Origin of the sequence: Micromonospora sp. CPCC 205554 (assembly GCF_036902745.1) — a bacterium.
GTDB classification, from domain to species: domain Bacteria; phylum Actinomycetota; class Actinomycetes; order Mycobacteriales; family Micromonosporaceae; genus Micromonospora; species Micromonospora tulbaghiae.
Window position 1 is genome coordinate 13,908 of the sequence record NZ_JBAKHP010000006.1, and the last position, 22,827, is coordinate 36,734.

Below are 22,827 nucleotides of genomic sequence, written 5' to 3' on the forward strand. Positions count from 1 at the left end.
CGTCGCTCGCCGAGGCGGGAACACCTGCCCGGTGACACGCGCCGGGCACGGGAATGGGTCGGTGAGCCATGGCCGGGTCGCAGTCCGACGCACGGCTGTCGGATGTCAGGTTCCTGACCGTCGCCGAGGTGGCGACGGTCATGCGGGTCTCCAAGATGACCGTCTACCGCCTCGTGCACAGCGGGGAGCTGACCGCGGTACGGGTCGGCCGGTCGTTCCGGGTGCCCGAGCACGCCGTGCACGAATACCTCCGGGGCGCCTTCCAGGAGTCCGCCTGAGCACTCGCCGCACCGGTCCGCCGAGTGCGACGAAAAGGGGCATCGACGGGGGCGCGTTGGTCCTGCTGACGCACTCCGGTTAGGCTGGGCCACGACCGTGACCGCTCTCTGGTGTGCCCTGCCCACCACGCTGGTCCGGTCCGTTGTCCGCAAGCGGTCACGGCGCCACCCGCGGTGGTGCCGTCCGGTCCGCCCCGCACGTTGCATCGAAAGGCTGTCGTATGGGCTCGGTGGTCAAGAAGCGCCGCAAGCGCATGGCTAAGAAGAAGCACCGCAAGCTGCTGCGCAAGACCCGCGTCCAGCGTCGCCGTCTCGGCAAGTGACCGGGGCCGGGCACTCGCCCGGCACCCGGCACCACTTGCCAACTGTCGACCCTCGGAGGCTCAGGTGATCAGGCCGTGGACGTCCCGGCTCGATCCCTCCTGCCGCGCTAGGCGCACGACATGACCCCCGGTGACACCTCCGGTGCCCCGGGGGTCGTCGTCGTCACCGGGGTCGGTCGCTGGCTCGGCGCCCACGTGGCCGCCCGGCTCGCCGCCGACGAGCGCATCGAGCGCGTCATCGGGGTCGACCCGGCGCCACCCAATCCCGAGCTGACCGACCTGCTCTCCGACGTCGAACGGATCCGCCTGGACCTCGACTCGCTCGGCGGCCTCCTGCTCGACCTCGACGTCGACACCGTGGTGCACCTGGCGCTCGTCACCGCCCCCGACCCGCAGCAGGGCGGCCGGGCGGGGATGAAGGAACAGAACGTCATCGGCACCATGCAGTTGCTCGCCGCCGCGCAGCGCGCGCCCCGGCTGCGCAAGCTCGTGGTCCGCTCGTCCACCGCCGCGTACGGGGTGTCGTTCCGCGATCCGGCCGTCTTCACCGAGGAGACGGAACCGCGCGAGGTGCCACGCGGCGGGTTCGGCCGCGACATCCTCGACATCGAGGGGTACGTCCGCGGGTTCCGCCGCCGCCGGCCCGACGTCACCGCGACGGTGCTGCGCTTCGCGCCGTTCATCGGGTACGCCGCCGACACCACGCTCACCCGCTACTTCTCCCAGCCGGTGGTGCCCACCGTCTTCGGCCGCGACCCGCGCCTGCAGTTCGTGCACTTCGACGACGCGCTGGAGGTGCTGCACCGGTCCGTCGCCGAGGACCACCCGGGCACGTACAACGTCGCCGGGCCGGGGGTGCTGTCGCTGTCGCAGGCGATCCGCCGGGCCGGCCGGGTGGCGGTGCCGGTGCTGGAACCGGGCCTCGCCGGGGTCGCCGCGATCGCCCGCAGTCTGGGCTTCGGCGGGTACGGCCTGGACCAGGTGGACCTCTTCGTGCACGGTCGGGTGGTGGACACCAGCCGACTGGAGCGGGAGTACGGCTTCACGCCCCGCTCGACCGCTGCCGCGTTCGACGACTTCATCCGCGCCCACCACGGCGGCGTCGTGGTCACCCGGGACCAGCTCGCCGCCGCCGAGCAGTTGGTGCTGGAGAGCATCCGGCAGATCCGCTCGACCGTCCGGGAGCGTTCGTGAGCAGCCCCGACGAACGGCGTGACGCGCGCTTCGACGTACCGCTGGGTGTGCCGGATCCGGGAGCGGAGCCGGCGCGGCGCAACGGGCACCGCCGGGTGACCGCGCCGTCCGCCCGCCCGGCCGCACCGGCCGGACCGGCGACGGACGACGAGCCGGACACCTCCGCCGACGAGCCGGGCGTTCCGGGTTCGGCAACGCCCCACCAGCCGGCGAAGAAGACGGTGGCCAAGAAGACGGTCGCGAAGAAGACCGTGGCCAAGAAGGCCGTCGCCAAGAAGGCGGTCGCGCGGCAGGCGCCCGCGGACGCGGCGCCGGCCGGGAACGCGCCGGCCGGGAACGCGCCGGCCAGTGACACGCCGCCGGGCCCGGCCGTGGCCGACCGGCCGGGGGACCACTGGGACCGCAGGGTGGCCCAGGGGCTGGCGTTCCTGCGGCGGCGGCTCGCCGGTGACTACGAGGTCGACGAGTTCGGCTTCGACCCCGACCTGACCGACGCCGTGGTCCACCCGCTGGTGCGGCTGCTCTACCGGGACTGGTTCCGCACCGAGGTCACCGGCGTCGAGCACGTGCCCGCCGAGGGCGCCGGCCTGGTCGTGGGCAACCACTCCGGCACCGTGGCGCTCGACGCGCTGATCCTCTCCACCGCGCTGCACGACCGGCACCCGGCGCACCGCTACCTGCGGCTGCTCGGCGCCGACCTGGTGTTCCGGATGCCCGTCGTCTCCGAGATCGCCCGCAAGACCGGCGGCACCGTCGCGTGCAACCCGGACGCGGAGCGGCTGCTCGGCAACGGGGAACTGGTGGGCGTGTTCCCGGAGGGCTTCAAGGGCGTCGGCAAGCTCTACGCCGACCGCTACAAGCTCCAGCGCTTCGGTCGCGGCGGGTTCGTCTCCGCCGCGCTGCGGACCGGGACGCCCATCGTGCCGGTGGCGATCGTCGGCGGCGAGGAGATCTATCCGATGCTCGCCGACATCAAGCCGCTGGCCCGGCTGCTCAAACTGCCGTACTTCCCGGTCACGCCGACGTTCCCCTGGCTGGGGCCGCTGGGCATGGTGCCGCTGCCGAGCAAGTGGCTGATCGAGTTCTGCCCGCCGATCCCGACCGCGCACCTGCGCGACGCGGCGGACGACCCGCTCGTGGTGTTCAACCTCGCCGACCAGGTGCGGGAGACGATCCAGCAGACGCTGCACAGGCTGCTCGAACGCCGGCCGGACCCGTTCGGCCCCTGAGCCGGTTCAGGCGTCGCGGTGGCGGCGCCGGTGCAGCGCCAGGCCGGCCGTGACCGCACCGGCGAGCAGCCCGGCGGCCGCGGTGGAGGGCACGGCGATGCGTACGGCCCGCCGCCCGGTGCGGAAGTCGCGCACGTCCCAGCCCCGCTCGCGGGCCTGCCGCAGCAGCGCCGGGTCGGGGTTGACAGCCACCGCGCGGCCGACCACGGAGAGCATCGGCAGGTCGTTCGCCGAGTCGCTGTAGGCGGCGCACCGGGCCAGGTCCAGCCCTTCCACGGCGGCGAGCTGGGTGACCGCCTCGGCCTTCGCCGGCCCGTGCATCAGATCGCCGACCAGCCGGCCGGTGTACGCGCCGTCGACCACCTCGGCCACCGTGCCGATCGCGCCGGTCAGGCCGAGCCGGGCCGCGATCACCCGGCCGATCTCCACCGGGGCGGCGCTGACCAGCCAGACCCGCTCGCCCGCGTCGAGGTGGCGCTGGGCCAGGCGGCGGGTGCCGGCCCAGATGCGCGGCGCCATCAGCTCGTCGAAGATCTCGTCGGCGAGGCGTTCCATGTCGTCGACCCGCCAGCCCTGGACGAAGGCGAGCGCGGCCTCCTTGGCCTGCGACATGTCGCCCGCGTGCTCGGTGGCGAGCAGCCGGAACCGGGCCTGCTGCCAGGCGAACCGGGCCAGGTCACCGGTGGTGAAGTACTTCCGGGCGGCCAGCCCGCGGGCGAACCAGTAGATCGACGCGCCCTGCATCATCGTGTTGTCCACGTCGAAGAACGCGGCGGCGGTGGGGTCGGGCGTGACAGTGGTCGCCGGCGCCGACGGGGTCTCCGACCAGCCCGCGGTGTGCCCGTGCGCGTCCGTGCTGACGGTCACCTTCCGGCTTCCGGCCACGGTGACCTCCCTGCCTCGACGACCGCGTACGCCCTCCGCGTCGAGCGTATCCGGCACGCTGTGACGGCCGGGTGTCCGCCGGGAGAAGTGTGGCGTGGTAGGCGTCCGCCGCTCAGCGGTCGGCCGGGCAGGTGGACGGAGCGGGTCCGAGCGTGTCGCTGGCCTGCGGCGCGGGCAGCCCGCAGGCGATCGCCTCGCGGAGCGCGTCGGCGCGCTTGCCGGCCGCGTCGAGCAGGGCCAGCGAGCGGCGGGTGCGGTCCCGGTCGGCGTGGTCGGGCCGGTCGAGAAGACCGCTGACCACCCGGCGCTGGCCGGCCAGGAACGTGTCCACCGCGTCCAGCGCCGCCGGGTCGGAGCGCTGCGCGGCGACAGTGGTCAGCAGGCGTACGCCCTGGCGGGTGTCCGCGTCCATGTCGTCCAGGACGGCGCTGAAGCCGAGCCGGTCGTCGCGGACCGAGGCGGCCTCGTCGAGCCGGGTGCGGGCGAAGTCGAGGAAGAGCTGCCCACGGCTGATGTCCGAGCTGGCGAGCGCGAGCTGGGCGCGCTCGGTGGAGCGCTTCATGCCGTACAGGGCGTCACCGGGCAGCGCGTTCTCGCTGGCGGCGGAGATGCCGGAGAGGGCGACCGCACCGGCGGCCACGCCGACCAGGATCGCACCCCGGGCCCGCGCCCGGCGGCCGGTGATGGCGGGCAGCAGCACGCCGCGTACCCCGCTCGTGGTGGTCTTCCCGGCCGGCGTCCCGACGCCCTCGCGCTCGGCGGTGGCCACGAGCATCGCCCGCAGGCCGGTTCGGAATTCGGCGTCCACCTCGGCGTCGGGCCGCTCGGTGGTGAGCCGGCGGCTCACCTCGACGAGTGCGGTGAGTTCACCGTCCGCCTTGGACCGGACGTGGTGCCGGCGTCCGCCGTTGGCCTCGTCGAGGAGTTGCGCGAAGCGCTCGGCCCGCCGACGGGAGAAGAGGTCGCTGTCCACCGCGGCACCCCCTCTCGCTGGTCACGGCCCGGGCGGCCGTCGTCGTCACCAGCGACCGGTGGCAGCGTGTGGCGCAGAGCCGACCGGAACGGCCGACCTGACCCGCCGGACCGGGTGGCCCGGGGGACGCCGGGACAACCACTGGTCGCACCCGGAGAAACGGACCGCGCCGGTCGCCGGTTACGGCTGGGACGGCGGCGAAATCACCGGGAGTGATCGGCTCGCGCGGGGCGTCGGGCACGCGACAGCGCCCGGCGCGTGCGCCGGTGGAGAGGACGGGTGTGTCTGCCGCTCAGGAGTGGAAGCCGTCGGGCAGCAGCCGGGCCAGCGCCCGGACCGCCCGGTACTGCAGGGCCTTGATGGCGCCCTCGTTCTTGCCCATGGCGCGGGCCGTCTCGGCCACCGAGAAGCCCTGGAGGAACCGCAGCACGATGCACTCCTGCTGCTCCGGGTTGAGCTGCTTGACGGCGGTGAGCAGGGCGACGTTCGTGATGTGCTCCACCACTGCCGCCTCCGGGCTGCCCTCCGGCCCGCGGTCCTCCCGGTCGGCGTCCAGGACGTCACCGGTGGTGACCTCCAGCCGGTAGCGCCCGGACTTGAAGTGGTCGGCGACCAGGTTGCGGGCGATGGTGACCAGCCAGGCGCCGAGGTCGCGCCCCTGCCAGGTGAAGCTGCCGATCCGCTTGAGTGCCCGCAGGAACGTGTCGGAGGTGAGATCCTCGGCGAGCTGGCGGTTGCCGACCCGGAAGTAGACGAACCGGAAGACGGTGTCGACGTACCGGTCGTAGATCAGCCCGAACGCCTCGGACTCGCCCGCCTGCGCGCGTTCGACCAGCGTCCACACCTCGGTGGCCGGGTCGGACGGGTCGGGGCGGCTGGGGAAGCCGGTGGCGGGCGCGGCGGCCGGCACGGCGGGCAGGACGGCGGTGTCGCCGCTGGTCACCGCCGGCAGGACCGCCGTCTCGGCGGCGGACGGCTCGGCCCCGGTCGCCGCGTCACCGCGCCGTGCCTGGGCCGGCATCGTCGGGCGGGTGGGGCTGCCCAGGCGGCCGGTCGCGGGCTTCGCGTTGCCGCCCGGGGCCGCGGGGCGGGGCGGCGCCTCGTTCGTGTGGTGCGCGCGGCTGCGTACCCGCCGGCCGTCACCGCGTACCGCGAGCTGGCCGTCGGCACCCCGTGGGCCGGGGTCCGCGCGCTCGTTGAGCGGGTTGCGCTGCGTCGGGCCGGTGACGCCGGCCGGTCGTTCGGCGTAACCGAAGGTGGTCACCGCGCCTCCCCAGGCTGAGTGGACAGTGACCGCGCCGGAGGACCGGGTGTCACCCGGTCGGGCACGGCCGGGTCGGGACGTGCCGGCGGGCGGCAGATCCCCTTGAGGTGCTGGTCCAATGCGCTCACGGGCACGGGGGCCTCCTCGGGCTGAGGGGTGTCGACTCACGGCAAATGGGGTGAGCCGACCCGAGTGATGATAGGGCCAACGTCACCCACGCGTGGCAAGTCCGTTACACAGAGCGGAAGTATTTCCCGCCAGGTCGCACACATGGCGGACCCGTTGTCCGTCGTGTGTGGTTGACTTTCGCGCCGGAAGCTGGTCCGGAGTGGAAAGTCCTGGTCGGAGCCGATTTTCTTTTCGCTCGGCGTGTCGCGGGAGGGGTGCGCCCGGGTCACGTCCGGCTGCCCGCCCGGGCACCGGTGGAGATCCTCATCCCGTGGCCAGGAATCCCACCGTACGGCAATTGCAGTCCCGTGCGGCGGACCCCGCGCGGTGTTCGGGCATGGCCCGGCGGACGCGGCTGTGCCAGACTCAGCCACCGTGCAGGACGCCGCCGAAAGCTCCGCGCCGAACCTCGCCGACCGGCTCCGCCACGCCGCCGCGCAGCGGGGCGACCGGGCCGCGCTGCACTGGCGCGACCGGACGCTGAGCTGGTCCGACCTGGACGACGCCGTCACCGCCACCGCCCGCGCGCTGCTGGCCGGCGCGCCGCCGGCCGACGGCACCGGCCACCCGCCCCGGGTGGCGATCGCGTTCGGCAACACCCCCGACTTCGTGGTCACGTACCTCGCCGCACTCCGGGCCGGCCTGGTGGCCGTACCGGTCAACCCCACGCTGACCGCCCGCGAGCTGCGGCACGTGCTCGCCGACTCCGGCGCCGCCGTGCTGGTCGGCGCGCCCGAGGTGACCGGGCGGGTGCACACCGCCGAGCTGCCCGCGCTGCGTGCCGTGCACACCGCGCCCCCGGTCGCCGGCGACGACGCGCCGGACCGGTTCCCGGCCCGCTCCGGCGACGACCTGGCCGTCCTGCTCTACACCTCCGGCACCGAGGGCCGGCCCAAGGGCGCGATGCTGTCGCACCGGGCGCTCGCCGCCAACCACGACCAGGTCGACCGCATCGAACCACCGGTGGTCGGCCCCGACGACGTCGTGCTGCTCGCCCTTCCGCTGTTCCACGCGTACGGGCTGAACTCGGCGCTCGGCGCCGTCGTGCGGCACGGCGCGACAGGCGTGCTCGTCGACGAGCCCGGCCCGGCCGGTGCGCTCGACGACATCGCCCGGCACCGGGTCACAGTGCTCGTCGGCGTACCGTCGATGTTCCTGACCTGGACCGAGGCGGCGCGTGACCCGGCCACGGCGCTCGCCTCGGTGCGCGTCGCGGTGTGCGGCGCCGCGCCGCTGCCGCTCGCGGCCGGCGCGCGCTTCACCGAGCTGACCGGGCACCCGGTGCACGTCGGCTACGGGCTCACCGAGACCGCGCCGGTGCTCACCTCGACGCTCGTCGGCGGCGAGCCGAAACCGGGCTCGATCGGCCGCCCGCTGCCCGGCGTCGGGCTGCGCCTGACCGGCTCCGACGGCACCGAGCTGTGGCGCGACGGGGTGCCCGCCGACGCCCCCGACGAGGACGAGATGGACCTCTCCGACGAGCCGGGCGGCACCGACCCCGGGCAGATCGTGGTACGCGGAGAGAACCTGTTCTCCGGTTACTGGCCGGACGGGCGGGGCGGGCCGGAGCCGGACGGCTGGTGGGCCACCGGTGACGTGGCGTACGCCGACGGCGACGGCGACCTGTTCCTGGTCGACCGGCTCGGCGAGCTGATCCTGGTCAACGGCTTCAACGTCTACCCGCACGAGGTGGAGCTGGTGCTCCAGGCGCACCCCGGGGTGGCCGAGTCGGCCGTCCTGGGCGTGCCGCATCCGCGGACCGGCGAGACTGTGCGGGCGTACGTGGTCCGGGCGGCCGGCCCGCCGGTGACGGCGGACGAGCTGCTCGCCCACTGCGCGCGTAACCTGGCCCGGTTCAAGTGCCCGACCGCCGTCGAGTTCGTCGACAGCCTGCCGTACTCGGCGATCGGGAAGGTACGCAAGACCGAGCTGCGCCCGGCGCCCGCGGTGCCGTCGCCGGCGTCGCCGACCGAGATCCGCACGGAGGTATCCGATGTCCAGTGACCCGAGGCTCATCCTGATCACCCGGCCCGGCTGCCACCTGTGCGACGACGCGAAGGCCGCGCTCGACCGGGTGGTGGCGGTCACCGGCGACCGCTGGGTGGAGCGGGACGTGACCGGCGACCTGGAGATGGAGCGCGACTACGGCGACCGGCTGCCGGTGGTGCTGCTCGACGGCAAGGAGCACGGCTACTGGCGGGTCGAGGAGGACCGGCTGCTGCGCGACCTGACCACGCCGCAGCTCTAGCACTATGGTGCTCGGGTGACGGGTATGCGACGCCACCTCGTGTGGGACTGGAACGGAACGCTCCTCGACGACCTCGACCTGGTGGTCCAGGCCACGAACGTCGCCTTCGCCAGCGCCGGCGGACCGGCGGTCACCGCGGCCGAGCACCGGGTGCGGTTCCGGCGGCCGATCGCCGACTACTACGCCGAGATGCTCGGCCGGGCCGTCGACGCCGAGGCGTTCGGCGTGCTCGACCGGGTCTTCCACGACGCGTACCGGGCCGGGTTGACCACCTGTGCACTGGCTGCCGACGCCACCACCGCGATCGAGTCCTGGGAGGGCAGCCAGTCGCTGCTGTCCATGTGGTTCCACGACGAGCTGGTGCCGACCGTGCACACGTACGGGCTGACGCCGCACTTCCGCCGGGTGGACGGGCTGCGCGCCACAGTCGGCGGCGGGCGCAAGGCCGAGTGGCTGGAGAAGCACCTGGCCGAGCTGGGGCTGGGCGGGCACGAGGTGGTGCTGATCGGCGACTCGATCGACGACGCCGACGCGGCCGCCGCGGTCGGCGCCCGCTGCGTCCTCTACACCGGGGGCCTGTCCGACCCGGACCGGCTGCGCGGCAGCGGCCACCCGGCCGCCGACACGCTCACCGAGGCGGTGACTCTGGCCCGCACGCTCGCCTGACCCGCCCGGTCAGGCGCGCAGGTGGGCCAGGACGGCCAGGACGCGGCGGTGGTGGGTGGTCGCGTCCGGGGGCAGGTCGAGCTTGGTGAAGATGTTGCGGACGTGCTTCTCGACCGCGCCGTCGCTGACCACGAGCGCCCGGGCGATGGCGGTGTTCGAGCGGCCCTCGGCCATCAGCGCGAGCACCTCGCGCTCGCGCGGGGTCAGCGACGCCAACGGGTCGTCGCGGCGCCGCCGGACCAGCAACTGGCTGATCACCTCCGGGTCGAGCACGGTGCCGCCCGCGGCCACCCGGGCCAGGCCGTCCAGGAACTCGTCGATCGCGGCGACCCGGTCCTTGAGCAGGTAGCCGATCCCGCCGCCGGCCCCGCCCGCGGTGTCCAGCAGGTCGTCGGCGTACGACACCTCGACGTACTGGGACAGCACCAGGATCGGCGTGCCCGGCACCCGGCGGCGGGCCTCCACCGCGGCGCGCAGTCCCTCGTCGGTGTGGGACGGCGGCATCCGCACGTCCACCACCGAGACGTCGGGCCGGTGCGCCACCATCGCCTCGACCAGCGCGTCACCGTCACCGACGGCCGCCACCACCTCGTGCCCGTACTCGGTCAGCAGCCGGACCAGCCCCTCCCGGAGCAGTACGGCGTCGTCCGCGATCACCACCCGCATGGGTCCGGTGTCTATCACGCCCGGACCCCGTGGCCGCCCGGCGGCCCGGATCCCGGGCGCGCCACGTCACCGCGCGGCGGCCCGGAGTCGGGGCGGCCCGGCTCACCTCGGCAGTTCGGCGTGGATCCGGGTCGGCCCGCCGGCCGGGCTGTCCACCTCCAGCGTGCCGCCCGCCGCCCGGACCCGGTCGGCGATGCCGCTGAGTCCGTGGCCCTTGGCCAGGTGCGCGCCGCCGGTCCCGTCGTCGGTGACGGTGATCTCCAGCCGGCCCACCTTCCGGGTGACCTCCACCCGGCAGGCGGCGGCCCGGCTGTGCTTCGAGACGTTCGTCAGGGCCTCGGCCACCACGAAGTACGCGGTGCTCTCCAGCCCCGGGTCGAGCCGCCCGGCGGCGGTGCCCAGGTCGTCGTCGACGGTCAGCTCGGTGGGCACCAGGGCGCGGGCCGCGAGTGCGGCGAGCGCGCTGGGCAGGCCCCGGTCGACCAGGATCGGCGGTGCGATGCCCCGGGACAGGGCACGCAGCTCGTCCAGCGTCTCCCGGGTCTGCGCGACCGCCTCGTCGAGCGTCTGCCGGGCCGCCTCCGGGTCGGCGGTGAGCTGGTGGCGGGCCCGGCCGAGGTCCATGGCGAGCCGGACCAGTCGCTGCTGCGGGCCGTCGTGGATGTCGCGCTCCAGCCGGCGCAGCGCGACTGCCTCGGCCGAGGCGGCGGCCCGCTTCTGCTCCTCCAGTGTCACGATCCGCTGCCGCATCTCGGCCACGCCGGTGAGCAGCGAGTACGCCAGCCCGGCCTGGAGCCGGGCGCAGCCGCGCGCCACCAGCGGGAGGGTGAACAGGGCGAACAGCCCGATCGCGGTGTTCAGCGTGATCCGCGCGCCGGCGCCGTCGCCCATCCCGAGGAGCTGGCTCAGGTCCTGGTCGTCCGCGCCACGCGGGATGGCCCAGTCGTAGGTGACGTAGAGCGTGCCGCCCAGGGCCAGCACCCACCAGACCACCAGCAGCACGAACGTGGGCACCGCCACGAGCAGCCGGACGAAGGCGTGCAGCAGGTCGAGCCACGACTGCGCGTCCCGGATCGGGGTGAACACCCGGCGCCAGAAGCCGGCGCCCGGCTCCGGCCTGCGGTAGACGGGGCGTACCCGGGGCCGGTCCAGCACCCCGGCGAGCCGGAGCCGCTCGATGTCGGCCAGCCCGCGGGCCGCGTAGAGGAAGCCGGCGAGGATCGGCAGGCCGAGCGTGGTCACCAGCAGCCCGGCGCTGAGTGAGATCCCCACCACTGCCAGCACGAAGCCGACGAGCGCCAGCGGGAAGCCCACCAGCACGTAGGTGGTGTCGCGGCCGAGGCGGCGCAGGAGCCCTCGGACGGGAGACAGCGGAGCGGGCGCGGTGGCGAGCGGTACGGCGGTCATGGTTCGAGGCTATGGGCGCGCGGCCCGCCCACCCATCCCGCACGCTGGCCTTTCGGGGGTGGGGTTGTCCCTACTGAAAACGTGAGACTCGCCTCGCCACGCCGGTCACGGAGCGCTACGGGCCCCGCGCGATTGGTCAGGGAAGTCTGGATTGAGCAATAATCGCCACGCGCCGCCGAGAGACGCGGTTGATCGATCTTGCGGGAATGGAGGGGCAGGTGAAGGCGCGTCGCGAGCTTTCAAGATCGCGATTTGTGCACCCCTTCACAAACACCTACTCTGTAGTTCCGACGCGCCCTGCTAGCACAGCCGGCAATCTCGGTCGCCAGCGGGAGTCCCGAAACGACCGGCCTTCGTCGCTGGTCGAGGATCGCACCGCACGGAGTCTCATGAGCCAGCACCGTCAACCAGGCGCGCCCGGTCGCACCGGTGCCGTACCGGCGCTTCCGGACCTGCCCGAGGCGACCGTGTCCCGGCTCCCGGAATACCTGCGTGCGCTGCACGCGCTCGCCGACGCCGGGCACGAGACGGTGTCCAGCGAGGGCCTCGCCAACGCCGCCGGCGTCAACTCCGCGAAGCTCCGCAAGGACCTGTCCCACCTCGGCTCGTACGGCACCCGGGGCGTCGGCTACGACGTCGCGCTGCTCGTCGACCAGATCTCCTCGGTGCTCGGGCTCACCCAGTGCCGCGCCGTCGCGCTCGTCGGCGTGGGTAATCTCGGTCACGCCCTGGCCGGCTACGACGGCTTCGCCAACCGCGGATTCCGCATCGCCGCACTGGTCGACGCCGACCGGTCCCGCGTCGGCGAAGAGATCAACGGCCTGGTCGTACGGCACGTCGACGAGCTGCCCCGGATCGTCGCCGAGGAGTCGATCTCGATCGGCGTCATCGCCACGCCCGCCCCGGCCGCCCAGGCGGTCGCCGACCAGTTGGTCGCCGTCGGCGTGACGAGCATCCTCAACTTCGCGCCGTGCGTACTCTCGGTTCCGGACGGGGTCGACGTGCGCAAGGTCGACCTCGCCATCGAGCTGCAGATCCTGTCCTTCCACGAGCACCGCAAGGCATCGCTGACCGCGCTCCCCGCCACCGGCGGGTCCGCCCTCACCGCCCTGCCCGGCGGACTCGCGGCCACCGACACCCAGGAGGCGATCGGCACGTGAAACTGCTCGTCGTCGGCGCGTCCTACCGCACCGCCCCGGTCGCCACCCTGGAACAGCTGGCCGTCCCGCCCGCCGACCTCACCCGCACGCTGGACCGCCTGATCGCCCAGCCGTACGTCGCCGAGGCCGTCCTGGTGTCCACCTGCAACCGGGTGGAGGTCTACGCCGCCGTGTCCGGGTTCCACGGCGGACTCGGTGACATCTGCGCGGTCCTGGCCGACCAGGCCGGTTGCCAGCCGGCGGCGCTCGCCCCGCACCTCTACGTGCACTACGACGCCGCCGCCGTGGACCACGTCTTCCGGGTGGCCGCCGGGCTCGACTCGATGGTCGTGGGCGAGGCGCAGATCCTCGGCCAGCTCCGCGACGCGTACCACTCCGCCGGTGGCGCCGACTCGGCCGGGCGGCTGCTGCACGAGCTGATGCAGCAGGCGCTGCGGGTCGGTAAGCGCGCACACGCCGAGACCAACATCGACCGGGCCGGGCAGAGCGTCGTCACCGCCGCCCTCGACCTCGCCGCCGAGCTGCTCGACGGCGACCTGGCCGGCCGGCCCGCGATGGTGGTCGGCGCCGGCGCGATGGGTTCGCTGGGCGTGGCCACGCTGTCCCGGCTGGGCGCCGGCCCGCTCACCGTGACCAACCGGGGCGCCGCCCGTGCCGTCCGGCTCGCCGAGTCGTACGGCGCGTCCGCCGTGCCGATGGCCGAGCTGATCACCGCGCTCACCGACGTCGACGTCGTGGTCGCCGCCACCGCCGCCACCGAGCCGGTGCTCACCCGCGACGTGGTGACCCGGGCGCTGGCCCGCCGGGACGCCGACCGCGGTCCGCTGGTCCTGCTCGACCTGGCCGTTCCGCGCGACGTCGAGCCCGGCGTCGCCGACCTGCCCGGCGTCGAGGTGATCGACATCGACCGGATGGCCGCCGTCCTCGCCGACGGACCGGCCGCGGCCGACGCCGCCGAGGTGGCCCGGATCGTGACCGGCGAGGTCGAGGCGTTCCTGAGCTGGCTGCGCGGCGCCGACGTCGCGCCGACGGTGGCTGCCCTGCGTGGCCGGGCCGAGGACGTCGTCAGCGCCGAGCTGCGCCGGCTCGGCCAGCGCCGGCCCGACCTCAGCGACGACCAGCGCGCCGAGGTCGCCCGTACCGTGCACCGGGTCGTGCAGCGGCTGCTGCACCAGCCGACCGTACGGGTCCGCCAGCTCGCCGCCGAGCCCGGCGGCGACCAGTACGCGGCGCTGCTGCGCGAACTGTTCGACCTCGACGTTCCGCAGACGTCCCCGGTCGACACCGTTCCCGACGTGGTCGCCACCGACTCCGACGGCCGGTCGTCGTTCGACGCCGCCGACGTCCCGCCCACCGGAGGTGCGCGATGACCGCCCCACTGCGCCTCGGCACCCGGGGCAGCGCCCTGGCGATGGCCCAGTCCGGCCATGTGGCCGAAGCCCTCACCGCGGCCACCGGCCGCCCGGTCGAGCTGGTCGAGGTGGTGACCGCCGGCGACAGGTCCACCGCCCCGGTGCAGCGGCTCGGCGTCGGTGTGTTCGTCTCCGCGCTGCGCGACGCGCTGACCGCCGGCGAGATCGACTTCGCCGTCCACTCGTACAAGGACCTGCCCACCGCGGCGGCGCCCGGACTGCACGTCGCGGCCGTACCGCCGCGGCAGGACCCGCGCGACGCGCTCGTGGCCACGAACGGCCGTACGCTCGCCGAGCTGCCGCCCGGCGCCCGCGTCGGCACCGGCGCGTTGCGCCGGATCGCCCAGTTGCACGCGCTGGGCATGCAGTTGGAGGTCACCCCGATCCGGGGCAACGTCGACACCCGGCTCGGCCGCGTGCTCGGCCGGGACGCCGACCTCGACGCCGTCGTGCTGGCCCGGGCCGGGCTCAACCGGATCGGCCGTGCCGACGTCATCACCGAGACGCTCGACCCGATGCTCATGCTGCCCGCGCCCGCCCAGGGTGCGCTGGCCGTCGAGTGCCGGGCCGACGACCAGGACGTGATCGAGCTGCTCGCGCTGCTCGACCACGAACCGTCCCGTGCCGCGATCATCGCGGAACGGGCGCTGCTGGCCACCCTGGAGGCAGGCTGCAGCGCACCCGTGGCCGCGTACGCCGTCCTCGCCGAAGGCGAGCCCACCGACGAGGGCGACGTCAATCAGGAGATCTACCTGCGCGGTGCGGTGATCAGCCCGGACGGTACCCGTGACCTCCGGCTGTCCCGCACCGGAACGCCCGCCGACGCGGCGGAGATCGGCAAGGCACTCGCCGCCGAACTCCTCGAACTCGGCGCCGACTCGATCCTCGGCCAGGACGCACAGGCCGGCCCGGGGACCCAGCAACTTGGGAGCACAGAATGACCCGCACCCGTAAGCCCGTAGGCCAGATCGCATTCGTCGGGGCCGGTCCCGGCGACCCGGGCCTGCTGACCCGCCGGGCGCTGGACGCCCTGGTCGACGCCGACCAGGTGGTCTACGACCGGGGCGTACCCGAGTCGCTCCTGGCGCACGTCCGCGCCCAGGCCCGGCCCGACGCCGAGTTCAGCCCCGCCGAGGGCGTACCGGGGGACGTGGCGAAGGTGCTGATCTCCGCGGCCCGGTCCGGGCAGAACGCCGTGCACCTGGTCGCCGGTGACCCGTTCGGCCACGACTCGGTGGTCAAGGAGGTGCAGGCGGTCGCCCGTACCGCCGCGCACTTCGAGGTGGTGCCGGGCGTCGGCCAGGCCGAGGGCGTGGCCACCTACGCGGGTGTCCCGCTGCCGGGCGTACGCACCGCCGCCGACGTCGAGGACGTCACCGCGCTGGACTTCGAGGCGCTCGCCACGGCCGTGGGCCGGGGTTCGCTGGCGCTCGCCGTGGACGCCGGTGACCTGGCCGCCGTCCGGGACGGCCTGCTGGCCGCCGGGGTCGACGGCACCACACCGGTCGGGGTCACCGGCGACGGCACCGGCGAGACGCAGTACACCACCACGTCGAGCGTGGACTCCTTCGTCGCGGCGGCGCTCGGATTCACCGGCCGGGTGGTGCTCACCGTCGGCGCGGCCGTCACCGACCGCGACAAGCTGAGCTGGTGGGAGAACCGCCCGCTGTACGGCTGGAAGGTGCTGGTGCCCCGCACCAAGGAGCAGGCCGGCGTGATGAGCGCACGGCTGCGCGCGTACGGGGCGATCCCGTGCGAGGTGCCGACCATCGCGGTCGAGCCGCCGCGTACCCCGGCGCAGATGGAGCGGGCGGTCAAGGGCCTGGTCGACGGCCGGTACGCCTGGGTGATCTTCACCTCGGTGAACGCGGTCCGGGCGGTGTGGGAGAAGTTCGCCGAGCACGGCCTCGACGCCCGCCACTTCGGCGGCGTCAAGATCGCCTGCATCGGTGACGCCACCGCCGAGGCGGTCCGCGCCTTCGGCATCCAGCCCGAGCTGATCCCGTCCGGGGAGCAGTCCTCCGAGGGCCTGCTGGCCGAGTTCTCGCCGCACGACGAGATCCTCGACCCGGTCGGCCGGGTGCTGCTGCCGCGCGCCGACATCGCCACCGAGACGCTGGCCGCCGGCCTGACCGAGCGGGGCTGGGAGGTCGACGACGTGACCGCGTACCGGACCGTGCGCGCGGCGCCGCCGCCCGCCGAGATCCGCGACGCGATCAAGTCGGGCGGGTTCGACGCGGTGCTGTTCACCTCGTCGTCCACGGTGCGGAACCTCGTCGGTATCGCCGGGAAGCCGCACGCGCGGACCGTTGTTGCAGTGATCGGGCCCAAGACGGCGGAGACCGCCACCGAGTTCGGCCTGCGCGTCGACGTGCAGCCGCCGCACGCCTCGGTGCCGGACCTGGTGGAGGCGCTCGCCGCCTACGCCGTCGAGCTGCGGGAGAAGCTCGCCGCCATGCCGGCGAAGCAGCGCCGGGGCTCCAAGGTGCAGGGCCCGACCGCCCTGCGGTTCCGCTGACAGGAGGCCCGTCATGCCGTACCCCGAGATCCGGCCCCGCCGGCTGCGTGGCAACGCGGCCGTGCGGCGGCTGGTCTCCGAGACCCGCGTCGACCCGGCCGAGCTGGTCGTGCCGATGTTCGTCAAGGAGGGGCTGACCGAGCCGCGGGCCATCGCGTCGCTCCCGGGGGTGCTTCAGCACTCCCGGGACTCGCTGCGCAAGGCCGCCGCGGAGGCGGTCCAGGCCGGGGTCGGCGGGATCATGCTCTTCGGGGTGCCGGCGACGCGGGACGAGACCGGCTCCGGTGGCGTCGACCCGGCCGGCGTGCTCAACACGGCGATCCGGGACGTGGTCGCCGAGGTCGGCGACTCGACTGTGGTGATGAGCGACCTGTGCCTGGACGAGTTCACCTCGCACGGGCACTGCGGCCTGCTCACCCCGGACGGCGGGGTCGACAACGACGCCACGCTCGCCGCGTACGCCGAGATGGCGGTGGCCCAGGCCGCCGCCGGGGTCCACGTGGTCGGGCCGTCGGGGATGATGGACGGCCAGGTCGGCGTGGTCCGCAAGGCGCTCGACGCCGCCGGGCACCAGGACGTCTCGGTGCTCGCGTACGCGGTGAAGTACGCCTCCGCCTTCTACGGCCCGTTCCGCGACGCGGTGGAGTCGGCGCTGGAGGGGGACCGGCGCACCTACCAGCAGGACCCGGCGAACCTGCGCGAGTCGCTGCGCGAGGTCGAGCTGGACGTGGCCGAGGGCGCCGACATGGTGATGGTCAAGCCGGCGCTGCCCTACCTCGACGTGGTGTCGGCGGTCCGGGCCGCGGTGAACGTCCCGGTCGCCGCCTACCAGGTCTCCGGCGAGTACGCGATGGTCGAGGCCGCCGCCGCGAACGGCTGGATCGACCGGGAGCGCGTGATGCTGGAGACGCTCACCTCGATCCGCCGGGCCGGCGCCCAGATCATCCTCACCTACTGGGCCGTCGAGGCCGCCCAGTTGCTTCGCCAGCGCTACTGACCGACGCTCGGCCGACGCCGCCCCTGCTGCCGTCAGGTGCGGCGGCGGGGCTCGGCTCGCCGAGTTCTCCGGTCACGCCCTCCTGGTTGTGGTCGCCGCGGTTGTCCACAGCCCAGGGCGGTCACACAGCGTGTCTCCCCGGAGGGCCGGACACCTCACCCCTCACCGACTTTGCTCTGCAGCCATTGGCGCAACTGTCACGAATCGTGAGCGCTGCCTTGGTGGCTGCAGAGCAAAGTCTGCCGAGGTAGTTCTCCACGCCTCGGCGATCACGAGGATTGTGTCCGCTTAAGTCGCGTTTGTGATGGCGCTGGGTCGCTCGCCCTCGTAGCGTTGCTTCACGCTGAGTGAACGTCACCCTCCGTGTGTGCTGACGGTCGTTGACGGGCGGAGCTGGACGCCGTATCCCGGGTTTTCCACAGGGCGGGGAGTGGGGTTGCGCGGCCGGTGCGGGAGACGGGACCGTGGGCGGCGTGACAGACATCGCGGACACCGAGCCGGCGCTGCTCACCGAGCCGTTCGACGTGCCGTTCCCGGCGCCGGGGATCGTCCGGGCGGTGCGTCGCCGGGCCGACGCCAGCCAGCGTGAGCTGGCCCGGTTCGCCCGGGTACATCCGAGCACGATCGGGCGGATCGAGGCGGGCAGCCTGACGCCGAGCCTGACCATGCTGTCGCGCATCGTCGGCACGGCCGGCTTCCGGCTCGTGGTGGTCGACGAGGCCGGCCGGGTGCTCAAGCCGATGCGGGACCGGGCCGACCTGCGCGACGGCGCGGAGCGGCGGTACCCGTCCCACCTCGACGTCGTCACCGACCCGGAGCCGGGGGAGTGGTGGGCCGACCGCTACGGGCTGGCCCGCCCGCCGGAGACCTTCTACCGCAACCGAGAGGTCCGGGACTGGCTGCGCCGCCGCAGCCAGTGGGAGGTGCGGGTGGCCAAGTACCGGAACGTGCCACCCCCGCCTGATCCGCAGCGGTGCGGATACCGCGGCGGCCCGCCGATCCGCCCATGAGCGAATCGACGGGCCGCCGCGCGGAACGTTGCTCAGTCGTCGTTCAGGATCGTCCCGGTGCCGGACGGGTCGGCGAGCCGGAGGCCCGGAACTCCGGCCACGTACAGCGTCAGCTTCTCGTCCGCCTCGCGCTTGCGGTCACCGCGCACGGTGACCGGGAACGTCAGCGAGGTCCGGCCTGCGGCCAGCACCCGGCAGCCCACGTACGGGTCGTAGTCCGACCCGGCCTGAGCGGTGGTGCCGTACGTGGTCGCGCAGATCAGGGCCGGCTCGGAGAGCGGCCGGGACACGGTGACCGTGAACGTCATCGTGCTGGTGCCCTTGTCGCCCTCGGTGACCGAGGTGTCCGCGACCCGCAGCGAGGCGCGCGACCGGAACCGGGCCACCTGCGGGTCGTGGTCGCTGGCGCCCCGGTCGCCCAGCTCCGGCGCGTCGGTGGGGTAGTCGGCGTTGATGTGCGCCGTCCGCACCTGCACCAGGTCGTCGTGCATCGGGTCGTTGACGAAGAGGTTGTCCAGCGTCTGCGCCTGCCCGCTGAAGGTGTACGAGTACGCCGACGCGGGCGCGTCCTTCACCAGGTCGTCCCAGAGGTTGTGCAGCCCGGCCTCGTACAGCGGGGCGAGCTGATCCGACGGGGTCGGGTTCTGGGCGGTGGCGATCGGGTCGTCCGGGCGGGGGAAGACGTTCAGGTCCCCGCCGTACACCACGCGGGCGTTCGGGTCGCTCGCCTCGGCCGCCTGGACGATCGCCGCCCCGTACGCGGCCTGCTCACGGCGCTGCCCGACCCGGCTGTCCGGCCCGGACGAGAAGTGGTTGGCGACCGCCCAGAGCGTGAACCGCTCGGTCGATCCGGGCCCGGCCTTCACGGTGAACCGGGCCACCTGCGCCGCGCGGGTGTAGACGTTGCTGCCGTCCACGCCGGTCGACCGGTCCACGTCGGCCGGCAGCACCGCGTTGAGCGCCTTGGGGTTCTGCACGTCGGAGTTGGACGGCAGCGCCGCCGAGCGGTACTGGACGGTCGGGGCGGAGCCCAGCAGCGGGTCCGCGGCGGTCGCCTCGGCGAGCGTCAGCCGGTCGGTGCGGTAGAGGAACGCCGAGGCGATGCCCCGGGCGTCCGCGCCGGTCCGGTCGTACGCGGCGGCGTACGCCGGGCCGCCGTTCGCCGCGATGGTCAGTGCCAGCTCCTGCACGGTGTCCGGCGCGCCGTCGGCGTTGTCGGTGTCGCCGCAGGCCAGAGCGCCGTCGACCACCGAGCAGATGTCCTGGTCCTCGGCCTCCTGCACCAGGATCAGATCCGGGCTGTGCAGCGACTGGACGATCTGGCGGGCCTGCACGGCCAGCCGGGCGGCGTACGCCTCCGGGCTCGCCGGCACGTAGTCGAACGGCGGGCTGACGCCGGGGCAGCCGGTGTTGCCGGCGAAGTCGCAGCCGTCGAACGGGTCGTCCCGGTAGTCGTACAGGTTCTCCACGTTGTAGGTGGCGATCGCGACCTCGCTGCCGCGGTCGGCCGGCTGCGGCGGGTGGTTCGCGGCCGGGTCCGCGCCACCGGTCAGGGTGAGCTGCTCGGGCTGCACGCTGTACTTGCTGAACGCGTACGAGACGGAGCCGTAGGCGTCCTCGGTGAGCGTGTCGAACGTGCGCGCCTCGGGCAGCAGCGCCCGGGAGTCGGCCGCGGTCGCCTTCACACCGCCGGCACCCAGCAGGATGCGCTGGTTGTTGCCGTTGTCGAACAACGTGCCGGGGATGTCGTCGAGCGGGTGCGCGTCCCGGAACACCCGCCGGGCGTACGGGTCGGACCGCTTCATCACCGGGTCCTCGCGGTCCAGCACGTAGATCTCGGAGTCGGCGGTGGAGGAGTAGATGTGCCGGGGAGCGGAGACGCCGCTGCCGGCGCGTACCCGCATCCGCTCGCCCTCGTGCCGCTCCCAGAACAGGTCGGCGGCGGCCGCCTCGGCCGGCGGGATCGCGTCGTCGACCCGGACCGCGGTGTCCACGTCGAGGCCGGAGTCCAGCTTGCGGACCAGCGAGGCGCCGGAGAGCTGGGTCTGGTTGAAGTACTCGGAGACCCGGCCGCGAAGCACGACCTCGTCACCGACGGTCGGGGCGTACCCGCCGATCAGCGTGGTGAACGAGCCCATGAAGACGAACAAACCGTCGGAGGTCAGCGGGTCGCCGTCCTCGGTGCCCAGCCGGCTCTGCAGGTAGAAGCCCCACTGGTCGGCCCCGGCCGAGCTGCGGGTCAGCGACTTGCCGGTGATGACGCCGCGCACGTCGTACAGCGTGGAGCTGGTGCCGTTGCCGCTGGCGGGCGCGAGCGGCGACCGGTCGGTGCGGCCGTCCTCGTCGTCGGTGGTGCGGCCCTGCACCTCGCCGATCGACAGCACGCTCGTGGCCTGCACGGTGAGCGTGCAGGTGGCGGTGCCGCCCTCGGCGTCGGTGGAGGTCACGGTGACCGCGTAGCTGCCGGCCGGCAGGCCGGTGGCGGTGACCGTCGCGGTGGCCGTGCCGCCGTCGCCGGTCGCCGGGGTGAACGCGGTACGGCTGATCGAGCCGCTCGCCGGCACCGGCACGACCGAGGTGACCGCCAGGTCGGTGACCGTGTCGTCGGCGTCGGTCGCGGTCACCTCGCGGGTCGCGGTGGCGCCCGCCGACAGCGTCAGCGCGCCGCCGCAGGCCAGCGTCGGCGGCTGGTCGACCGGGCCGCCTCCGCCGACGGTGTGGCTGCCCAGCCCGTCGAACGTGTCGGTGGCGAAGCCGGCCCATTGCGCGGCCGGGTCGAACGGGTCCGCCGGGTCGGTGTCGCCCGCGGTCACCGAGGGCAGTCGGCGCAACGTGTTGTCGGCGGTGCTGGTGAGCCCGCTGCCCCACTCGGTGCCCGGGTCGACGCCGACCTGGCCGAGGGAGTCGACCACCGCGTCACCCTTGCGCAGCACGATCGCGTCGTCGCCGTTGAACAGCGAACCGGAGTACGTCTGGTCGGCCTGGGCGAGGATCGCCGGCGCGGCCGCCGCGGCGGCGAAGACGAACACGTCACCGGCGGCGACGGTCCCGGTGAGTGCCACGTTCGTCGAGGTGGTGGCGCCGTTGAAGAAGAGCTGGAGCTGGTAGCCGCCGGCGGCCAGGTCGATCGGGGCGCCGGTGCCGTTGTACAGCTCGACGGCCTTGTTGTTGGACGACCCCTCGACGTACTCCGAGATGAACAGGTCGGTGGGCGCGGCGCTGGCCGCGGTGGGTGCGACAGCGATCGCCGTGAGGGTGACGGCGGCGGTGGTCGCGAGCGCGGCGAGGGTACGGCGCGGGCGCATGGGGCCTCCACGATGGGTGGACAGGAACTAACGAACGTTAAGGCTCTCGTGGGTACACCGTCCAGCCCCTTCGATGACCGGCCGGTGAACGCTCAGCGGTGACTGTCCAGCCGGTGCACCAGCTCGGCGACGTCCACACCGTATTCGCACCAGTCGCGGTCGGGGCGGTAGCCCAGCTCGGCGTTGACCTTCAGCATCGACTCGTTGTCCTGCGCGTTCCAGGTCTGCACCTCGGCCACCTCGGGCTCGGCCGAGCGCAGCTCCAGCAGCATCCGCGCCTTGATGGCCCGGTCGATGCCGTAGCCGCGGTGGTCGTGGACGACGATCGTGTCGTACTGGTCGGCCCGGGTCGGGTGCTGCGCCGGCACCACCACCTCGGTCAACCCGGCCACCTCGCCCGTCTGCTCGTGCAGCGCCAGCACGATGTACGGCTTCATGCCGCGCCGGTGCAGCGTGGCGAGGCTGTCGCGCAGCCGGTCCGGGTCGTAGGAGCTGGGCCGCAGCTCCACGTCGTCGGAGTCACGCACCTCGGCCTTGGCCCGCGCGTACGCCTCGATGAGCTCGTCCGGCGGGCCACCCGGCCAGAACTCCACGCGGTAGCCCGCGCCGACCTCGGCGGCCATCTCGGTGAGCGCCGGCCAGTCCACCGAGCGCAGGTCGAGCACGCTGCGGGTCTCCACGTAGTCGCGGGTGAAGCCCAGCGACTCGTAGAACGCCACGGCCGGGGTGTCGCCGACCACCTCCACGCCGATCGACTGGAAGCCCTCGTCCCAGACCCGGCGGGCGGCCACCCGCACCAGCTCGCGGCCGATGCCGCCGCGCCGGATCGCCGGATGCACCAGCACCTCGAGCACGCCGATCCCGCCGAGCAGCAGCACGTGCACATGCCCGAGGATCGCACCGGGCGTGCCGTCCGGGGCGTCGTCGTCCTGCGCGACCCACGAGATCCGCCGCTCGCCGGGCATGACCTCGGACAGATACTCCCGCATGGAGCTCTCCCGCCATGGCGGATCCTGCGGCAGATCGGCCGCCAGGACCGCGTTCAGCGTGTCCAGCAGGGACGCGATCTCGGCGGACGACGCGGTCCTGGGATCCCACTCGCGCACCATCACCCGTCTAGCTTG

General features: G+C 73.8%; 20 protein-coding genes. 13 read left to right on the plus strand and 7 right to left on the minus strand.

The window, feature by feature from the left end:
* Positions 1-68 precede the first annotated feature (68 nt).
* The 4 genes from V6U82_RS10395 to V6U82_RS10410 all read left to right on the plus strand — a co-directional run bounded on the left by V6U82_RS10395 (position 69) and on the right by V6U82_RS10410 (position 3,024).
* Positions 69-278 (plus strand): helix-turn-helix domain-containing protein, encoded by a 210-nt coding sequence (locus V6U82_RS10395; RefSeq protein WP_013288759.1) that lies wholly within the window; start codon positions 69-71, stop codon positions 276-278.
* A gap of 221 nt (positions 279-499) precedes the next feature.
* Positions 500-601: a 30S ribosomal protein bS22 gene (locus tag V6U82_RS10400; RefSeq protein ID WP_007465623.1), complete on the plus strand. Its 102-nt coding sequence runs from the start codon at positions 500-502 to the stop codon at positions 599-601.
* Positions 602-721: 120 nt separating this feature from the next.
* Positions 722-1,795 (plus strand): NAD-dependent epimerase/dehydratase family protein, encoded by a 1,074-nt coding sequence (locus tag V6U82_RS10405; protein ID WP_334460742.1) that lies wholly within the window; start codon positions 722-724, stop codon positions 1,793-1,795.
* 371 nt (positions 1,796-2,166) lie between these two features.
* A complete protein-coding gene (locus tag V6U82_RS10410; RefSeq protein ID WP_334460911.1) occupies positions 2,167-3,024 on the plus strand; it encodes a lysophospholipid acyltransferase family protein in 858 nt (285 codons plus the stop codon).
* Between the two features lie 6 nt (positions 3,025-3,030).
* Here V6U82_RS10410 and V6U82_RS10415 read toward each other — a convergent pair whose 3' ends face one another.
* From V6U82_RS10415 to V6U82_RS10425, 3 genes are all read right to left on the minus strand, one after another.
* Positions 3,031-3,909: an HAD family hydrolase gene (locus V6U82_RS10415; protein ID WP_334460743.1), complete on the minus strand. Its 879-nt coding sequence runs from the start codon at positions 3,907-3,909 to the stop codon at positions 3,031-3,033.
* Between the two features lie 112 nt (positions 3,910-4,021).
* Entirely contained in the window at positions 4,022-4,882 is an 861-nt protein-coding gene (locus V6U82_RS10420; RefSeq protein ID WP_334460744.1) for a DUF5667 domain-containing protein, read from the minus strand.
* A gap of 292 nt (positions 4,883-5,174) precedes the next feature.
* Positions 5,175-6,146: an ECF subfamily RNA polymerase sigma factor, BldN family gene (locus V6U82_RS10425; RefSeq protein WP_334460745.1), complete on the minus strand. Its 972-nt coding sequence runs from the start codon at positions 6,144-6,146 to the stop codon at positions 5,175-5,177.
* A gap of 495 nt (positions 6,147-6,641) precedes the next feature.
* Between V6U82_RS10425 and V6U82_RS10430 the strand changes: the two genes are divergently transcribed.
* From V6U82_RS10430 to V6U82_RS10440, 3 genes are read left to right on the plus strand one after another with little or no spacing between them, the layout of a single operon-like run.
* Positions 6,642-8,318 carry an AMP-binding protein gene (locus V6U82_RS10430; RefSeq protein WP_334460746.1) on the plus strand — a complete coding sequence of 559 codons (1,677 nt, stop codon included), beginning with the start codon at positions 6,642-6,644 and terminating at the stop codon, positions 8,316-8,318.
* Positions 8,308-8,562 carry a glutaredoxin family protein gene (locus V6U82_RS10435; protein ID WP_013288752.1) on the plus strand — a complete coding sequence of 85 codons (255 nt, stop codon included), beginning with the start codon at positions 8,308-8,310 and terminating at the stop codon, positions 8,560-8,562. Before V6U82_RS10430 ends, V6U82_RS10435 begins: the two co-directional genes overlap by 11 nt.
* A gap of 24 nt (positions 8,563-8,586) precedes the next feature.
* The gene (locus V6U82_RS10440; protein WP_128136911.1) at positions 8,587-9,228 is read left to right on the plus strand and encodes an HAD family hydrolase; all 642 of its coding nucleotides are present in this window, start codon (positions 8,587-8,589) and stop codon (positions 9,226-9,228) included.
* Between the two features lie 9 nt (positions 9,229-9,237).
* Here the strand turns inward: V6U82_RS10440 and V6U82_RS10445 are convergent, their stop codons facing one another.
* Together V6U82_RS10445 and V6U82_RS10450 are read right to left on the minus strand one after the other, a co-directional pair.
* Positions 9,238-9,894, minus strand: coding sequence for a response regulator transcription factor (locus tag V6U82_RS10445; protein WP_334460747.1), 657 nt, complete (start codon positions 9,892-9,894; stop codon positions 9,238-9,240).
* A 102-nt stretch (positions 9,895-9,996) separates the two neighbouring features.
* Positions 9,997-11,301, minus strand: coding sequence for a sensor histidine kinase (locus tag V6U82_RS10450; protein ID WP_128136910.1), 1,305 nt, complete (start codon positions 11,299-11,301; stop codon positions 9,997-9,999).
* A gap of 389 nt (positions 11,302-11,690) precedes the next feature.
* Here V6U82_RS10450 and V6U82_RS10455 point away from each other — a divergent pair, with 389 nt between their 5' ends.
* The 6 genes from V6U82_RS10455 to V6U82_RS10480 all read left to right on the plus strand — a co-directional run bounded on the left by V6U82_RS10455 (position 11,691) and on the right by V6U82_RS10480 (position 18,398).
* Entirely contained in the window at positions 11,691-12,461 is a 771-nt protein-coding gene (locus tag V6U82_RS10455; RefSeq protein ID WP_128136909.1) for a redox-sensing transcriptional repressor Rex, read from the plus strand.
* Entirely contained in the window at positions 12,458-13,831 is a 1,374-nt protein-coding gene (locus tag V6U82_RS10460; protein WP_334460748.1) for a glutamyl-tRNA reductase, read from the plus strand. Before V6U82_RS10455 ends, V6U82_RS10460 begins: the two co-directional genes overlap by 4 nt.
* The gene (hemC, locus tag V6U82_RS10465) at positions 13,828-14,814 is read left to right on the plus strand and encodes a hydroxymethylbilane synthase (RefSeq protein WP_334460750.1); all 987 of its coding nucleotides are present in this window, start codon (positions 13,828-13,830) and stop codon (positions 14,812-14,814) included. Before V6U82_RS10460 ends, hemC begins: the two co-directional genes overlap by 4 nt.
* Positions 14,811-16,391, plus strand: coding sequence for a uroporphyrinogen-III synthase (locus V6U82_RS10470; RefSeq protein WP_128136907.1), 1,581 nt, complete (start codon positions 14,811-14,813; stop codon positions 16,389-16,391). The genes hemC and V6U82_RS10470 overlap by 4 nt, the downstream gene beginning before the upstream one ends.
* A 13-nt stretch (positions 16,392-16,404) precedes the next feature.
* Complete coding sequence (gene hemB / locus V6U82_RS10475) at positions 16,405-17,388, plus strand: porphobilinogen synthase (RefSeq protein ID WP_128136906.1); 984 nt, start codon at positions 16,405-16,407, stop codon at positions 17,386-17,388.
* A gap of 473 nt (positions 17,389-17,861) precedes the next feature.
* Positions 17,862-18,398: a helix-turn-helix transcriptional regulator gene (locus V6U82_RS10480; RefSeq protein WP_334460752.1), complete on the plus strand. Its 537-nt coding sequence runs from the start codon at positions 17,862-17,864 to the stop codon at positions 18,396-18,398.
* 32 nt (positions 18,399-18,430) lie between these two features.
* On the opposite strand, the gene V6U82_RS10485 is transcribed toward V6U82_RS10480, so the two are convergent.
* Complete coding sequence (locus tag V6U82_RS10485) at positions 18,431-21,703, minus strand: lamin tail domain-containing protein (RefSeq protein ID WP_334460753.1); 3,273 nt, start codon at positions 21,701-21,703, stop codon at positions 18,431-18,433.
* A 92-nt stretch (positions 21,704-21,795) separates the two neighbouring features.
* On the minus strand, positions 21,796-22,812 hold the full coding sequence (locus V6U82_RS10490; protein ID WP_128136912.1) for a GNAT family N-acetyltransferase: 1,017 nt from the start codon (positions 22,810-22,812) through the stop codon (positions 21,796-21,798).
* Positions 22,813-22,827 lie beyond the last annotated feature (15 nt).

Excerpts from the sequence above, each read along its gene's own strand:
- V6U82_RS10395 (WP_013288759.1), top strand. The coding sequence starts at position 69 with ATGGCCGGGTCGCAGTCCGACGCACGGCTGTCGGATGTCAGGTTCCTG.
- V6U82_RS10400 (WP_007465623.1), top strand. The coding sequence starts at position 500 with ATGGGCTCGGTGGTCAAGAAGCGCCGCAAGCGCATGGCTAAGAAGAAG.
- V6U82_RS10405 (WP_334460742.1), top strand. The coding sequence starts at position 722 with ATGACCCCCGGTGACACCTCCGGTGCCCCGGGGGTCGTCGTCGTCACC.
- V6U82_RS10435 (WP_013288752.1), top strand. The coding sequence starts at position 8,308 with ATGTCCAGTGACCCGAGGCTCATCCTGATCACCCGGCCCGGCTGCCAC.
- V6U82_RS10440 (WP_128136911.1), top strand. The coding sequence starts at position 8,587 with ATGCGACGCCACCTCGTGTGGGACTGGAACGGAACGCTCCTCGACGAC.
- V6U82_RS10445 (WP_334460747.1), bottom strand. The coding sequence starts at position 9,894 with ATGCGGGTGGTGATCGCGGACGACGCCGTACTGCTCCGGGAGGGGCTG.
- V6U82_RS10450 (WP_128136910.1), bottom strand. The coding sequence starts at position 11,301 with ATGACCGCCGTACCGCTCGCCACCGCGCCCGCTCCGCTGTCTCCCGTC.
- V6U82_RS10455 (WP_128136909.1), top strand. The coding sequence starts at position 11,691 with ATGAGCCAGCACCGTCAACCAGGCGCGCCCGGTCGCACCGGTGCCGTA.
- hemC (WP_334460750.1), top strand. The coding sequence starts at position 13,828 with ATGACCGCCCCACTGCGCCTCGGCACCCGGGGCAGCGCCCTGGCGATG.
- V6U82_RS10470 (WP_128136907.1), top strand. The coding sequence starts at position 14,811 with ATGACCCGCACCCGTAAGCCCGTAGGCCAGATCGCATTCGTCGGGGCC.
- hemB (WP_128136906.1), top strand. The coding sequence starts at position 16,405 with ATGCCGTACCCCGAGATCCGGCCCCGCCGGCTGCGTGGCAACGCGGCC.
- V6U82_RS10485 (WP_334460753.1), bottom strand. The coding sequence starts at position 21,703 with ATGCGCCCGCGCCGTACCCTCGCCGCGCTCGCGACCACCGCCGCCGTC.
- V6U82_RS10490 (WP_128136912.1), bottom strand. The coding sequence starts at position 22,812 with ATGGTGCGCGAGTGGGATCCCAGGACCGCGTCGTCCGCCGAGATCGCG.